Here is a 14,796-nt window from a genome sequence, read left to right as displayed (position 1 = left end):
TCGGCTTTCGCCATCAATAAAAAACCCGGCAGGCTTTGGCCTGGCCGGGTTTTTTTACGACTTTCGTACGGTGGCCGGCTTCGCCGGCCGCGCGTTCAAACGGACTTTGCTCCGCTCGGCTGCTCTTCCGTTCAGGCAGCAGCTGGACGCGCGGTCGGCATGGCCGACCACCCTACAGACTTACTTCACCGGATCCGGCGCCGGCTCCTTCACCGCCGCCTGCGCCTGCTTGCGGCGCAGGCGGCCCATCTGGCGCTTCATGAAGTGCTCGAAGTCGTCCACATAGGTGAACACGGCCGGCACCACCAGCAGGCTGAGCAGCGTGGAGGTGATCAGCCCGCCAATGACGGCGATCGCCATCGGCGAGCGGAAGGCCGGGTCGCCCGACAGGCCCAGCGCCAGCGGCAGCATGCCGGCGCCCATGGCGATGGTCGTCATCACGATCGGGCGCGAACGCTTGTGGCAGGCGTCGACCAGGGCGTCGAAGCGGTTCATGCCGGCCTGGCGCGCCAGGATCGCATAGTCCACCAGCAGGATCGAGTTCTTCGTCACGATCCCCATCAGCATGATCAGGCCGATCATGGTCGGCATCGACAGCGCATTATGGGTGAGCAGCAGGGCCACGAAGGCGCCGCCGATCGACAGCGGCAGCGCGGCCAGGATCGTCACCGGCTGCATGAAGTCGTTGAACAGCAGCACCAGCACGCCATAGATGCACAGCACGCCGATGGTCATGGCGACGCCGAAGCTGGCGAACAGGGTCTGCATCTCTTGCGCGTCGCCCAGTTCCGCGATCTGCACCGAGGGCGGCAGGTTCTTGAACACCGGCAGGGCGCGCGCTTCGTTGTTCACCTCGCCCAGCGAACGGCCCTGCAGCTCGACATCCAGCGTCACCTGGCGGCTGCGGTTGAGGCGGTCGATCTGGGCCGGGCCGCTCTCCATCGTGATGGTCGCGACGTTCGCCAGCAGCACCGGGCCGCGTGCGCCCGGTACGCTCAAGCGCCCGATGGCGTCGAGGTCGGCGCGCACGGCATCCGGCAGCTTGACGCGGATCGGCACCTGGCGCTCGGCCAGGTTCATCTTGGCCAGCGCGATGTCGTAGTCGCCGGCCGTCGCCACACGCACCGTTTCGCCGATCGCGGCGGCGGTCACGCCCAGGTCGGCGGCACGCGCGAAGTCCGGGCGTACGATGATTTCGGGGCGCACCAGCGAGGCGCTGGAACTGACGTTGCCGATATTCTGCAGCGTGCGCAGCTCGCGCTCGGCCTGGCGCGCCGTCGCCACCAGGGCTTGCGGGTCTTCGCTGCGCAGCACCAGCTGCATCTTGGTGCCGGTATCGTTGGCGCCGACGTTGAAGCGCGCCCCCGGAATCTGCGCCATCTTCCCGCGCAGCCTGCGCTCGATATCGGATATGCCGGCGTCGCGCTCGCTGCGCTCGATGGTGGTCACGGTCAGCACCGCGCGGCGCGCCTCGGCCGCGGCGCCCGGGGCGAAGGCGTCGCCGCTGGAGCCGCCACCGATCGAGCTGAACACGTGCCGCACTTCCGGCACGCTCATCGCCGCCACCCGCGCCTGCTCGGCGATCGTGTGCGTTTCGGCCAGCGTGGAGCCCGGCGGCAGCTCGACCGTGACCTGGGTCTGCGAGCGGTCGCCCGGCGGCACGAAGCCGGTCGGCAGCAGCGGCACCAGCAACAGCGACCCCACAAAGAACAGTCCCGAGGCGATCGCCGTCAGGCCGCGGTGGCGCAGGCACCATTTCATCGCGGCCATGTAGCGGCGCATCAGTGGCCCGTCCTTTTCCTCGCCATGGTGCTTGGCGGGCTTGAGCAGGTAGGCCGCCATCATCGGCGTCAGGAGGCGCGCGACCACCAGCGAAGCCAGGATGGCCAGCACCGCGGTCCAGCCGAACTGCTTGAAGAACTTGCCGGCGATGCCGCCCATGAAGGCGGTCGGCAGGAACACCGCGACCAGCGCGAACGTGGTGGCGATCACCGCCATCCCGATTTCGTCGGCGGCTTCGAGCGCTGCCTCCATCGGGGATTTGCCCATGCGCAGGTGGCGCGAGATGTTCTCGATCTCGACGATGGCGTCGTCCACCAGTACCCCGATCACCAGGGCCAGCGACAGCAGCGTGACCATGTTCAGCGTGTAGCCGAACAGGTACATGCCCAGGAAAGCGGGAATCACCGACAAGGGCAGCGCGGCGGCGGCGACCAGCGTGGCGCGCCAGTCGCGCAGGAACCACCACACCACCAGCACCGCCAGCACGGCGCCTTCGTACAGCATCTTCATCGAGGCGTCGAAGTTTTCCTGCACCGGGGCCGAGTTGTCGACCACCGGGCGCAGCACCACGTTCGGGTGCGCCTTCTGCAGCTCTTCGACGGCGGCACGCGCGCCTTGGGCGACATCCACTTCACCCGCGCCGCGGGTGCGGAACACCTCGAAGCCGACGACCTTGCGCCCGTCGTACTCGGCGATCGCGCGCGGTTCGGCCACGGTATCGCTCACGGTGGCCACCTGCTCGAGCTTCACGTGGCGCCCGTCCGGCAGCGGGATGTCCATCTGCGCCAGTTCCTGTGCCGATCCCGCGGTGGCGATGGTGCGCACCGACTGCTCGGCGCCTCCCACGTCGCCGCGTCCGCCGGATGCTTCGCGCTGCACGTTGCGCAACTGGCGCGACACGTCCAGCGCCGACACCCGCAAGGCCGCCATGCGGGCGTCGTCGAGTTCGATCCGGACTTCGCGGCTGACGCCGCCGACGCGCTTGACCGCACCCACTCCCGGCACGGCCAGCAGGCGCTTGGCCACGTCGTTGTCGACGAACCAGCTCAGTTCCTGGTCGTCCATGGCGCTGCCCGCGCCCGGCGCGGGGCTGGCGATGAAGGTCGCCACCACGCGCCCGGCGGTGGCGGCCTTGGTCACGCTCGGATCGCGCAGCTCGGGAGGCAGGTCGGCGCGTACCCGCGCCACGGCGTCGCGCACGTCATTGACCGCTTCGCCCAGGTCCTTCTCGAGGATGAACTCGACGGTGATGGTGGCCACGCCGTCGAGCACATTGGTGTAGATGTTCTTGACCCCTTGCAGGGTCGCGACCGAATCCTCGATCTTGCGTGCGACTTCCGTCTCGAGCTGGGCCGGCGCCGCGCCTTCCAGCGTGGCCGAGACGGTCACGAAGGGCAGCTCGATGTCGGGGAAGTCCTGGACCTTGTTGGCATTGAAGGCGAGCAGCCCTGCGAAGGTCAGCAGGACGAACAGCATGATCGCCGGGATCGGGTTGCGGATCGATAAAGCGGAAAAGTTCATGAACGTGCTCCGTTCAGCGCGCGGCCTGGCGCTGGGCCGCCGCCGCTGGCGCCGGTGCCGCCGGCGCAGGCACGTTGCGGACCAGGTCCCCATCGTTCAGGAAGCCCGCGCCGCTGACCACGATCGGCGTGCCGGCGGCCAGTCCGTCCACGATCTCGACCCGGTCGCCCAGGCGGCGGCCGGTGCTCACCTTCATCTGGCTGACACGGTTGTCGCGGTTGAGGCGGAACACGTAGCTGAAGCCGTCGCGCACGGCGATGGCCTGCTGCGGCACGGTCAGGGCGTTCGATGTGCCCAGCTCGAAGCGGCCGCTGGCGAACATGCCGGCCTTGAGCGGGGCATTGGCCGACAGCGACGGCGGCAGGTCCACATAGACCAGCGCGATCCGGGTCTGCGGGTCGACCGTCGGCGCGACGGTACGCACCTTGCCGCTGATCTCGCTGCCGCTGGCGGCGCGCACCGCGGCGCGCATGCCGGGCTTGATGCGCCCCAGGTCGGCGGAGGTGACCTCGGCGCGCCATTCCAGGCGGCCCTGGCGGATCATGCGGAACAGCTCGGTGCCGGGGCCGACCACGGCGCCGACGGTGGCGCTGCGCGCCGAGATGATGCCGCTGTCCGGCGCCACCACGGTGGCATGGCCCAGGCGCAGCTGCTGCTGGGCCAGGGTCGCCTTGGCGGCGCTGACGCGCGCGTTGGCGGTGCGCTCGGCGGTGAGCAGCTGGGTGACCTGCTGCTCGCTCAGGGCGCCGGAACTGCGCAGGGCGCGGGCGCGGTTGGCGTCCGCCTTGGCGGCGCTGGCATTCGCCTGCGCTTCCTGCAGCGCGGCGCGTGCCTGCTCGACGTCGGCGCGCACGGTCTCGCTGGCGAACACGGCAAGGGTTTCCCCCTTCTTGACGACGTCGCCCACGTTGACGCGCACCTCGCTCAGGCGCAGGCCGTTCGATTCGCTGCCGATCACGGCTTCCTGCCAGGCGGCGACGCTGCCGTTGGCGGTCAGGGCGATCGGCAGGCTGGTGGTGGATGGCTGGCCGGTGGTCACCGTCAGCGCCGGTGTCGGCGCGGCAGGTTTCTCATCCTTGGCGGTAGCACGGCCGGAGACGGCGGCCGCGACGGCGATACAGAGCACCGCGGCGGCGGCAAGCAGGGTGACGGGGGGAAGACGGCGGAGGGTAGGCATATTCTTCGATAAGCTTCGGGTTAAGCTGTGAAGTGTAGCGCAGTTGCAATTCTGTGCGCGCACTTCGTGGTGCACGATTGGTACATCATCGCAGCGCATCGTTGCGGCAGGATCGGTGCAGATCCAGCGCAGATCCGGTGCGCAAGCCGGCTATGCAAGCCGGCTATATAAGGGGCCGCTCCCGTCGTGTTCCCAGGGGCGCTTACAAACATTTACCAAGCCGGCTGCGCGGCTTGCCTGCGCAGGTATATAAAGTGCTCATGCGACCGCTCATGCTCTTCTTCCGTGCCGCACTGGCGCTGCTTGTCCTGTCCATGCCCCTGCATGCGCGGGCCGAGGAGGCGGCGGACGCGCGCCAGGCGCTGCACCTGCTGAACCGGCTGGGTTACGGTCCCGCACCGGGGGATGTGGCGCGCGTGCAGGCCATGGGGCCACGCGCCTATGTCGACAGCCGGCTCGCCCAACTGGACGGCAAACCCGTATTGCCTCCATGGCTAGGTGCACGGCTGCGCGAGCTGGAGGAGATGCAGGCTGGCGAAAGCGGCGCCGGCGCCGACGCGCTGGCGCGTGAAGAGCGCCTGCTGCGCGCCATCGCCAGTCCGCGCCAGCTCGAGGAAGTGCTGCTTGGCTTCTGGCTGGGCCATTTCGGCATCACGGCAGGGGAAGGCATGGCCCCGGCCGTCATCGCCGCCATCGAACGCCAGGCCCTGCGCCCGCAGCTGTTCGGCCGCTACAGCGCGCTGCGCGCGGCGGTGATGCGGCATCCGGCCATGCACGGGCGGCCGGTCGGCGGCGAACGCGAGGCGCGCCGCGCGCTGGCCCGGTATTTCGTGTCGCGGCCGACCGCGGCGCTGGAGCGTTCGCTGGCGCGCACATGGGAGCGCTCGGGCGGCGACCAGCGCACGGTCCTGCGGGCGTTGCTCGGCAGCCCGGACTTCCTGGCGCCGCTCGACGCGGGCAGCAGGGAAAAAGACGCGTTCCGTTTCGTCGTGTCGGCGGTGCGGATGTCGGGCCTGCACGTGGAGAATGCGGCGCCGCTCGTGGACGTGCTGGAACGGGCAGGCACGCCGGTGTACGGCCTTGGCGGGCCGATGACGGCGGCGGCCCGTGCGGATTTCGTCGCCAGGCTCGGCAACGGACGCTTGCCGCTGGCGCTTGCCCCGCCGCGCCCGCACCGCCAGGCCTCGTCCGCGCCTCCCATGCGGGTAGGCGTCGAGGGCGACATGGGGGGAATGGTTGCCCAGCCGGGGCCGGTACTGACCGACGCGCCGACGCCCGCGGCCGCCGCAATGGCTGCGGCGCGCAGCCGGCCGGCCGACGCGGAGCGCCTGGTGGGCATGCTGATGGACGACGCGTTCCTGCGCTATTGATGTTTCTGTTGCGGCGCAGCAAACCATCTTGGATATGCCCGGTTCTGGAAACGCTCCCGTGCCGAATTGGAGACAGTAGTTCTACGGTATTGCGGCGCACAAAAAGTTGCGATATATTGGAACTGTCTCCTCCAGTTTCTCCGAAATTGGATTATCGCCCGCCAGCCGCAAGGTTCGCGGGCGCTTTTTTTTGCACTCGCCGGTACTCGTTCTGCAGGCTCAGGCCGGCACGTCGGCGCCCTGGAACGACCCGGCGCGCCAGGTCAGCACCAGGGTATCGCGGTGCCCGTGCGCGTCCAGCGGCTGGATCGGAGTCGATTCGTGGATGACGGCGGCATCGTCGAGCAGCAGCAGGGTCCAGGGTTCCAGCATCGTGAAGCGCTTGCCCGCCGGGCCCTCGGCTTCGAAGACCCGCGTTTCCCCGCCCTTGATGCCGGTACGCCCGATGAGGATCACGGCGACGAAATCGACGCCGTCGCGGTGCGCGCCTTCAGGCGTCGGGCGACCAATGCCGTCAGCGGTATCGATGCGGAACTGGTGCGCCTCGACGAACCAGGTCTGGCGCCCGCGGACCCTCGAGCAGACTTCGCCGAGGGAGCGCAGCAGGCGGCCCCAGGCCGGGTTGGCGACGGTGCCGGGTTCGATCGGCTCGAACAGGCGGTGCATGCCGCCGTGCAGGGCGTTGTACTCGACCGGCTGCCAGTGCGCGCGGTGCGGCGTCTGCACCAGCGCGTGGCCGCCGTCGTCGCTTTCGTGAATGAAGCAGGAATGGCGGCGGCGCCGGTAGCGGCCGCCGTCCTTCAGGTAGTTGTCGAGTTCGAGCCGGTCCCAGCTCGGCACGAGCGACTGCAGCTCGTCCAGGGAGCAGCCCGCGAGGCGGGCCACGTCTTGGGGACGCAGGAGGGCGTAGCCCTCGCTGCGCATGGTGTCCGCCAGCTGCGACGGATCGGTGTAGGGAAGTTCACGGGTAGTCATCCGGTTAGCGTAGCATTTTTCCACGTAACCGGCCTGACCGTGGCCAATTCCTACCAGGTCTTGACGAGGGTGAGGCGGAACGAACGCGGCTCGATCGGGTGGAAGTGGATGTCCTCGACGGCGTCCGCTTCGCTGGCGAGGCGCGACGCATAGTAGTAGTCGATCGCCGAGTCGCGCCGGTTGGTCAGGTTGAAGCCTTCCAGCTCCAGCCGCATGTCCTTGCCGATCCGATAGGCTGCGCGGCCGTTGAGCGTGACGCTGGGCTGCGAGCGCACGCTGTTGTCCTCGATGAGCGGACGCGGGCCGAAGTAGCGCAGGCGCAGGGCGCCCGACCATGGGCCGGCACGGTCCACCGTCAGGCCGAGCTGGGCGACGCCTTCGACGGCGCCGGGAATGCGATCGCCCGCAGGATTGCCGCCGCGCGAACGGGCATGCGCATAGGCCGCGTCGAAGTTCACCGACAGCCAGCGGTTGGCCCGATAGCTGTTCGACAGCTCGACGCCGTAGCGGCGGCTCGGGTCGCCCGCCTCGGTATTGCCCGCGTCGCCGATGTAGGTGAGTTCGGAATCGAAGTCCAGGCGGTACACCGACACCGTGGTTTCCATCTGCGGGATCGCCACCGTGCGCAGGCCCAGTTCCATGCCGCGCGAGCGCACCAGGCCCGGCGTACGGTCGACCGGCTCGAGCGTCTTCGGATCCACGCTGGCCACGGTACCGCGCGCGTCGTTGCTGTGGAAACCGTGGCCATAGTTCGCATACAGCTCGGTGTGCTGCCAGGGGCCGTAGGCGATGCTCAGCGCGGGCGTCGCCAGGGTGTCGTGGGCGCGGCCGGTGTTCTCCGGACGGTCGCTGTCGACGCGGAAAGCGTAGCGGTTGGCGCGCACGCCGACCACGGTGCGCAGCGCCTCGCTCCACTTGGTGGCATGTTCGAGATACACGGCGCCGCTGGTTTCGACGATGTGGTCCTCGCGCGTGGTGGCCAGGCGGCGGCGCGCCCGGGTGTCATGCAGGCCGTTGAAGATGTTGTCGTTCTGGAGCTGGAAGCCGACCGTCATGTCCGAGGCCATCGCGCCGTCCGCGCTCTTCCACGCGTGCCAGGTATGGCTGCCGTCCAGGCCCGTCGTCACCCGGCGGTCCGGCTGGCTGAACTGGTCGCCGTTGGCCGGGTCATTCAGGAAATAGGTGAAGTTCGAATACAGGTCGCCCCGGTTGCGGATCACATAGGCGGACAGGCCCGTGGCCGACTCCTGGGTCGTGCGGCGCCAGCTGCCCGAGATGCTGCTGCGCTCGGCCTCGCCGCCGTCGCTCGGGTCGATGGTGTCGAATCGCCCCAGCTGGCCGCCTGTCACGGCGCGTAGCGGGATCTGGTCGCTGGCGTTCCAGTGCCCGCGGTAGTGCATCGCGGTGACATGCCAGCCGTTGTTTGAATAGCCGCGGCTGTAGCGCAGCACGGCATTGACCTTGCGGTAGCCGTCCGGCCGCGTCCACGGGCCGTCGTTCTTCATCAGCTCCAGCGCGTACAGCAGGTTGCCGCCCGCCGCTTCGGGGGAGCCGGCCAGCACCGTGCGCGCGTAGCGGTCCTGGCCCAGCGTGAGCGAGGCCATCGGCGCCAGCAGCCGGTTGGCGTAGGTGAGCGAAGCCTTGCCGGCCGAGGAAAAGTCGCCGTCCGTGACCGAGTAGGGGCCCTTGCGGTAGTCGAGGCGGGTGACCAGTTCCGGGATCAGGAAGTTCAGGTCGGTCCAGCCCTGGCCGTGCGCGTGGCTGCGCTGGTTGACCGGCATGCCGTCGACCCAGGTGGCGAGGTCGGTGCCGTGGTCGAGGTTGAAGCCGCGCAGGTAGAACTGGTTGGCCTTGCCTTCGCCACTGTGCTGGCTGGCGATCAGGCCGGGCGTGGCTTCCAGCAGCTCGCCGGGGCGGTATACGGTGCGGTTTTCCAGCTCCCTGGCGCCGACGCTGCCCGAACTGGCGGAGTCGGTCATGCCGATCTGGCTGGTGCGCGAGCCCTCGACGAGGACGCGCTGCAGGACGAAGTCGTCGGCCGTGCTCGAGGCGTGGAAGAACAGTGCGGCGAGGGCAAAAGGAATCGGGCGAAGGGCGGGGCGAAGCGTCATGGGGCGGAGTGTGGAGTAACCGGGTGCGCCGGCTGTTCCAGCGCGGCGGCGGTAAAGGTGAGCGAGCGGATCGTGCCCGCGTCGTTGAGGTTGACGGTGTTGACCTGGTCCGGCAGGAAGTCGACCAGCACGCCCTGGCGGATGGTGGCGGTCTTCGACAGCGGCGCGTTCTCGAGTTCCTGGTAGATGACCACGCTCTGGGCGTCGATCGTCATGCCGATCCAGCGCACCGGCAGGCGCGCATTGTCGCTGCCCTTGAGCCAGAAGTGCCGGTCGATGTACTTGCGCAGCACTTCCTGGTCTTCCGGATCGCTCAGGTCGAACTGGCGCTGGTAGGCGTTCATCAGGAGCGCTTCGATGTCGTGCGCCATGTAGGTGTGGATGATCTCCGTGCTGTTGGTGCGCGGGTTGAAGGCGACCTCGGTGATCCCGGCGTGGAAGCGGTGCGCTCCGGCCGCCGCGCTCAGGCACAGGAGCGCGGCGGCGAGCACCGCCTTGATGTTGAACATGCGACGGTGCGGCATCATCATTGCGCCTTGTCGGCTTGCGCCGGCTGCTGCGCGGCCGGTTGCTTGAGCCTGGTATTAAAGTCGCGCATCAGGTTGGCCGGATCGCGGTTGGTCTTGAACAGCTCCAGGCGCGAAGGCGTCGCCCTGGCCGGCCACGCGTTGTTGCTCACGTCGATGTCGGCGGTTTCCCAGAACGGGTCCTGGACCAGGCCGACGATCGGCTCGTCCGTGATGAACAGTTTCGTGACTTTCGTCGGCGAATAGCGCCATACCTCGGCCGGGATGCGCTCGATGTATTTCTTGCCGCTCTTGAGCTCGATCTCGACGATCAAGGGCATGACCAGACCGCCCTTGTTCGAGAAGTCCACCAGGTACAGGTGCTTGCCTTCTTTCAGCAGCGCCTTTTCCCAGTCTTCCAGGCCTTCCATGGTCTCGGCGAACTGGTTGCGGTCCTTGTTGGTGACCGTGAAGTCGTCGTTCTCGTTGTAGAAGTCCTTCAGTTCGGGGTGGGCGTCGACGCGGCGCGGCATCCCCTTGTTGCGCTGGTCGGTGATCGAGATCGGCTCGGCCTGCTTGCGGGCGCGAGCCCAGGCCTTTTCGATTTCCGGGTCCTTGGTGCTGATCGTGTATTCGGTCACGCCGTCGACGCTGATGTCCACGGCGTCGGTGGTGTAGAACCAGCCGCGCCAGAACCAGTCCAGGTCCGTGCCGGAAGCGTCTTCCATGGTGCGGAAGAAGTCGGCCGGGGTCGGGCGCTTGAATTTCCAGCGCTCGGCGTATTCCTTGAAGGCGAAGTCGAACAGTTCGCGGCCGAGGATGGTCTCGCGCAGGATGTTCAGGGCCGTGGCCGGTTTGGCGTAGGCGTTGTTGCCGAACTGGAGGATCGACTCCGAGTTCGTCATGATCGGCACCTGGTTACGACTCTTCATGTAGTCGGTGATCGTGCGCGGTTCGCCGCGCATCTCCGGCCAGTTCTCTTCCCAGGCTTCCTGGGCGAGCGCCTGCAGGAAGGAGTTCAGGCCTTCGTCCATCCAGGTCCACTGGCGCTCGTCCGAGTTGACGATCATCGGGAAGTAGTTGTGGCCCACTTCATGGATGATCACGCCGATCAGGCCGTACTTGGTGCGCTTGGAGTAGGTGAGTTCGCCGGTCTTCTTGTCCTTGACCGGACGAGGGCCGTTGAAGGTGATCATCGGGTATTCCATGCCGCCCACCGGACCATTCACCGAGATCGAAGTCGGGTACGGGTAGTCGAACGAGTACTTGTTGTACTGCTCGATGGTGTGGACGATGGCCTGGGTCGAGTAGCGCTCCCACAGCGGGTTGCCTTCCTTCGGGTAGTAGGACATGGCCATCACGTCGACGTTGCCCGACTTGATGCCCTGTGCGTCCCAAATGAACTTGCGGCTGGAGGCGAACGCGAAGTCGCGCACGTTTTTCGCCTTGAAGTGCCAGGTCTTGGTGGCGGTGGCGCGTTGCTTCTCGGCGGCCTCCGCTTCGGCCTGGGTGACGATGATGACCGGCTTCTTCGCCGTGCGCGCCTGGCGCAGGCGCTCGCGCTGGGTGGCGCTCAGGACTTCGCCCGGGTTCTGCAGCTCGCCGGTGGAGGCGACGATGTGGTCCGACGGGACGGTGATGCGCACGTCGTAGTCGCCGAACTCCAGCGTAAATTCGCCCGAGCCCAGGAACTGCTTGTGCTGCCAGCCGTAGACGTCATAGTAGGCCGCCATGCGCGGGAACCACTGGGCGATCTCGAACAGGTCGTTGTTGTCCTCGAACTTCTCGTAGCCCGAACGGCCGCCGAGCACCTTCTGCTCGTTGATGTTGTAATGCCAATCGAGGCTGAACGACACCCGTGCGCCCGGTTTCAGCGGTTGCGGCAGGTCGATGCGCATCATGGTGCGGTTGATGACGTAGCTGAGCGGACGGCCGCCGCTGTCGCGCACATCGCGCACGTTGAAGCCGCCTTCGAAGGTACGCGCTTCCAGCAGGGTGCGGATGGCGTCGAACTTCACGCCCTGTTCCGGCGAGCGTGCCTGCCATGCCTCGCGCGATGGCAGCGTGGCCGAGGTGCGCGCATCCGAATTCGGCTTGTAGATGTTCTGGTCGAGTTGCAGCCAGAGGTACTTCAGCGTGTCGGGGGAATTGTTGTAATACGTGATCGTGCCCGAGCCGGTGAGGGCGCGCTTGTTCTCGTCGAGCGTGGCGCGCATCGTGTAGTCGGCGCGCTGCTGCCAATAGGCGTGGCCCGGTGCGCCCGACGCGGTGCGGACCGCGCCCGGCGTCGGCAGCAGTTCGTCGAGCTGCCGGAATTTGTCGTCGAAAGGTGCGGCTGCAAAAGCGGAGGCGCTGAGGCACAGCGCTGCCAGCCCGATGGGCAGACGGATCATATTTCCCCTGGATTTTGTAATTGGAATAGGAAAAAGAATTCTAGCTTTACCTAATAACAATTGTTCGGGGGAATTGTAAAAAAGCTGATACATGAGGCACACGTATCAGCCCTCGAGTATTTCAGCGGGCGGGTGTTCGCTTTCTCTTGCGAGCTGGCGCAGCTGCGACGCCAGGATCCTCAGATTGCCTTTCCAGCAACGGGTCGGTTCTGGAGTAGGCCTCGATCGTTCTGTCCAATGTCTCGCGAACTGCTTCAGAAATCCCTTCCATAAAGATCTTCCGGGCTATCTCTTGGATAGCGTCAGGTGTCGCCATTTCTTGGAGTTGCCGCAGGATTTCACTGCGGCCTATAGTGGCCTTGATGTCTACTGGAGAATGCGTCGCAGGCAAGTTTACCGACGCCGTGATGGAGTGTGGCCCGCCAGCAACCGGCGCGGTGCGATTGATGGGTACGAAACCGACCTGCAAGCCAAAGAATTCGCCGATGCGGTTCAGTGTTGCTACTGTCGGGTTCCCCTGGCCAAGCTCGATCGCCTTGATGACCCGCGCGCTCACCTCACGGTGGCGCGCGAATTCTTCCTGGGTCATGCCGGCAATCGCGCGCATCTCGCGTACGCCTTCGGTGAGCGACAGCTCCGCCGCAGCGGCCGACGCCAGCAGCCGGTTGCGCCGTTCGCGGGCCTGCGCCTTGTCCATCGGTCTTCGTTTGCTCATGACTACCTCAATGCCAGAAGTTGGGTACGCTGCGCTTCGATGCTGGGCGTGACGAAATCGACGATGTCCGCGTCGACGCCGGCCTCGCGCATGCATTCGGCCAACGTAGTCAACTGCTCACCGAAGCCGACGAGCGCCTCGACGAGCTGCCGGCGCTCCTGCAGAGGCAAATCGAGCTGTGGCAAGACGTCTTCCCAGCGTTGCAGCTCCTTGCCCGATTCGGGGTGGTACCAGCGCGCGGCGCGCGTGATGCCTTCCGGGTCCAGGTACATCGGCGCAAAGTCGAACAGGGGCGTGATGCGGGTGACCCCATCGACGGTATGCACGGCCGTGTTGCGAGCATGGTTGTCCGGATTGCGCATCGCCAGGTTGAGCACATCGCGCCGGATGAACTCGATGGTCTCTTCGACGGGATCATCCACCAGGCGCCGGATCGCCGCCAGCAGCTGGAACTGGTTGGCCTGGATGCCGAAACCGGCCAGGCCGGCAAGCGAAGCGGCACTCTCCTGGTGGAAGCGCTGCACGCGGCCATCCTGCGCCCGCCGGTCGAAGCGTGGGATGAACAGCATGTCCTCGCGCAGGAACGGCAGATCGAAACTGCGGATGCCGAAGCGGCACGCCACTTCCATGTAGCGCGCTTCATTGCGCAGCACCTTGCGGTCGGCTTCGGAGGAAGCGCGGGGGCGCTTGACGATGTAGTGGCGCCGGGCCAGGCCGTCAGCCAGCGCCGCATCCGGATACCATTTTCCGTCCTGCGCCTCGGTCAGCAGGTATTTCGGCGCAACGCCCTGGATGCCGGTTCCGCCCGTCGCCAGCATGCCGTGCACCATCATCGCCTCATGAAAATCGGGCGCACGTGCCAGCAACTCGTCGAAAGCAAAACCGCCGGCAGCCAGGCCATGGCGTTCGACATGCTGCTCGAAATAGTGCACCGCCTCCCGGATGCGCAGCCGCCCGATGGGGTTGAACGCGCCGGCGCACAGCAGCGGCAGGTCGGACGCCTGCGCGTCGGGCAGTTGGAGGCGGTCGAGCAGGAACCTGCGTCCGTTGCCTTGCGGGACCAAGTCGTACAGGAAGGCGGGCCAGGCCTGCAGGACGTGGCGATTCGCGTCCACCGGCAAGGCCAATGAGACCGGCAACGGCGTGCCGCCGAACGCGTAGTCCAGGTCGTACTCGAACACGCAGTTGTTCGCGCGGAAGCCGTTGCGCACCACGTCCGAAAAGCTGGCTTGCGCGGCTTCCAGCCATTCGCCTTCGTGAAAAATCTCGATGTGACAGTCCATGCTCCCGGCTTTCACGCACGTTTATCTGCTAACGATAGCACTAAAAGTGCGTTAAAAGATACCGGAATGAGTATATCAAACCATGGAAGGCCTGACTTCGCGCCTTGTCTGCGGCCGTGCTCAATCGAAGCCGCGTACCGGAAAGCCGGCATCGCGCTGGATCCAGTTGCGCGGCGAATAGGCCGTGCGGGCATCGGTGGCGTGCAGCGTGAACGCGTGGCGCGACACCGGCGAGCGGTTGGGGGCGCTGTAGTGAGGCAGCAGGCCGTGGAAGCAGACCAGGGTGCCGGCCTTGGCTTCCAGCGGGACCGCAGTGCTGTCGTCCGGCCAGGGCGTGGCGTCGAGCTTTTCCATCGTGATGCGCTCGCCCTCGCGAATAAAACGTTCGCGCAGCGGGCCGCGGTGCCCGCCCGGCTCGGCCCACAGGCAGCCGTTGTCCACGGTCGCGTCTTCCAGCGCGAACCAGAAGGTCGTGACCGATATCGGATCGCTGTCGAAGAAGGTGGCGTCCTGGTGCCAGCGCACCTCGCCGCCGATGCCGGGCTGCTTGAAGATGTACATCGACTGCCAGACCTGCGGCTGTTCCAGCCCAAGGTCGCGCGCCACGGCGGCCAGTTTCGGATCGCGCGTGAAGCGCTCGAACACCGGGTCGAGGTCGTGCATGGCGTGGCCGATCTTGTTGATCGACAGTGCCTTGGCCTGGCGCAGCCGGCCGTCTGGACCGAAGGCTTCTTCTTCGAAGAAGCAGCGCACCGTGTTGTCCGAACCGAGGAACCAGGCGTCGCTGGCGCGTTCCTGGTCCTTCGTCGTGAAGACGGCGCGTGATTCGTTGGGGTCGAAGGCGTCGACGATTTCCTCGGCGCGGCAGCGCAGTGCGGCGATTTCTTCCAGGCTCTTGAAGCCGGGGATGACGATGAAGCCGTCGCGCTGGTACTGTGCGCGCTGTTCAGGGGTAAGCATGGC

10 protein-coding genes are annotated in these 14,796 nt (G+C 66.7%); 1 reads left to right on the top strand and 9 read right to left on the bottom strand.

Features of this window, described 5'->3' with window-relative positions; translation table 11 throughout:
* Positions 1–180: 180 nt before the first annotated feature.
* Together ACFFJK_RS15875 and ACFFJK_RS15870 are read right to left on the bottom strand one after the other, a co-directional pair.
* Positions 181–3,303, bottom strand: a complete 3,123-nt coding sequence (locus tag ACFFJK_RS15875; RefSeq protein ID WP_379680406.1) for an efflux RND transporter permease subunit — start codon at positions 3,301–3,303, stop codon at positions 181–183.
* Positions 3,304–3,316: 13 nt separating this feature from the next.
* Entirely contained in the window at positions 3,317–4,480 is a 1,164-nt protein-coding gene (locus tag ACFFJK_RS15870; RefSeq protein WP_379680404.1) for an efflux RND transporter periplasmic adaptor subunit, read from the bottom strand.
* Positions 4,481–4,752: 272 nt separating this feature from the next.
* On the opposite strand from ACFFJK_RS15870, the gene ACFFJK_RS15865 reads away from it, so the two are divergent.
* Positions 4,753–5,850 carry a DUF1800 family protein gene (locus ACFFJK_RS15865; protein WP_379680403.1) on the top strand — a complete coding sequence of 366 codons (1,098 nt, stop codon included), beginning with the start codon at positions 4,753–4,755 and terminating at the stop codon, positions 5,848–5,850.
* A 219-nt stretch (positions 5,851–6,069) separates the two neighbouring features.
* Here the strand turns inward: ACFFJK_RS15865 and ACFFJK_RS15860 are convergent, their stop codons facing one another.
* The 7 genes from ACFFJK_RS15860 to ACFFJK_RS15830 form a co-directional block, all read right to left on the bottom strand.
* Positions 6,070–6,825: a 2OG-Fe dioxygenase family protein gene (locus ACFFJK_RS15860; RefSeq protein WP_379680402.1), complete on the bottom strand. Its 756-nt coding sequence runs from the start codon at positions 6,823–6,825 to the stop codon at positions 6,070–6,072.
* A 50-nt stretch (positions 6,826–6,875) separates the two neighbouring features.
* Entirely contained in the window at positions 6,876–8,936 is a 2,061-nt protein-coding gene (locus ACFFJK_RS15855) for a TonB-dependent receptor (RefSeq protein WP_379680401.1), read from the bottom strand.
* Entirely contained in the window at positions 8,933–9,463 is a 531-nt protein-coding gene (locus ACFFJK_RS15850; protein ID WP_379680400.1) for a DUF6702 family protein, read from the bottom strand. Before ACFFJK_RS15850 ends, ACFFJK_RS15855 begins: the two co-directional genes overlap by 4 nt.
* The gene (locus ACFFJK_RS15845; protein WP_379680398.1) at positions 9,463–11,835 is read right to left on the bottom strand and encodes a M1 family metallopeptidase; all 2,373 of its coding nucleotides are present in this window, start codon (positions 11,833–11,835) and stop codon (positions 9,463–9,465) included. The genes ACFFJK_RS15850 and ACFFJK_RS15845 overlap by 1 nt, the downstream gene beginning before the upstream one ends.
* 121 nt (positions 11,836–11,956) lie before the next feature.
* A complete protein-coding gene (locus tag ACFFJK_RS15840) occupies positions 11,957–12,550 on the bottom strand; it encodes a helix-turn-helix transcriptional regulator (protein WP_379680397.1) in 594 nt (197 codons plus the stop codon).
* A gap of 2 nt (positions 12,551–12,552) precedes the next feature.
* A complete protein-coding gene (locus ACFFJK_RS15835) occupies positions 12,553–13,833 on the bottom strand; it encodes a type II toxin-antitoxin system HipA family toxin (RefSeq protein WP_379680396.1) in 1,281 nt (426 codons plus the stop codon).
* 120 nt (positions 13,834–13,953) lie between these two features.
* Complete coding sequence (locus tag ACFFJK_RS15830; protein WP_379680395.1) at positions 13,954–14,793, bottom strand: phytanoyl-CoA dioxygenase family protein; 840 nt, start codon at positions 14,791–14,793, stop codon at positions 13,954–13,956.
* Between the last annotated feature and the right edge of the window lie 3 nt (positions 14,794–14,796).

The organism is Massilia consociata (assembly GCF_042432755.1).
Lineage (GTDB): Bacteria > Pseudomonadota > Gammaproteobacteria > Burkholderiales > Burkholderiaceae_D > Telluria > Telluria consociata.
The sequence above is the reverse complement of the archived record's forward strand: the minus strand, read 5'-3'. Positions and strand labels throughout refer to the sequence as shown.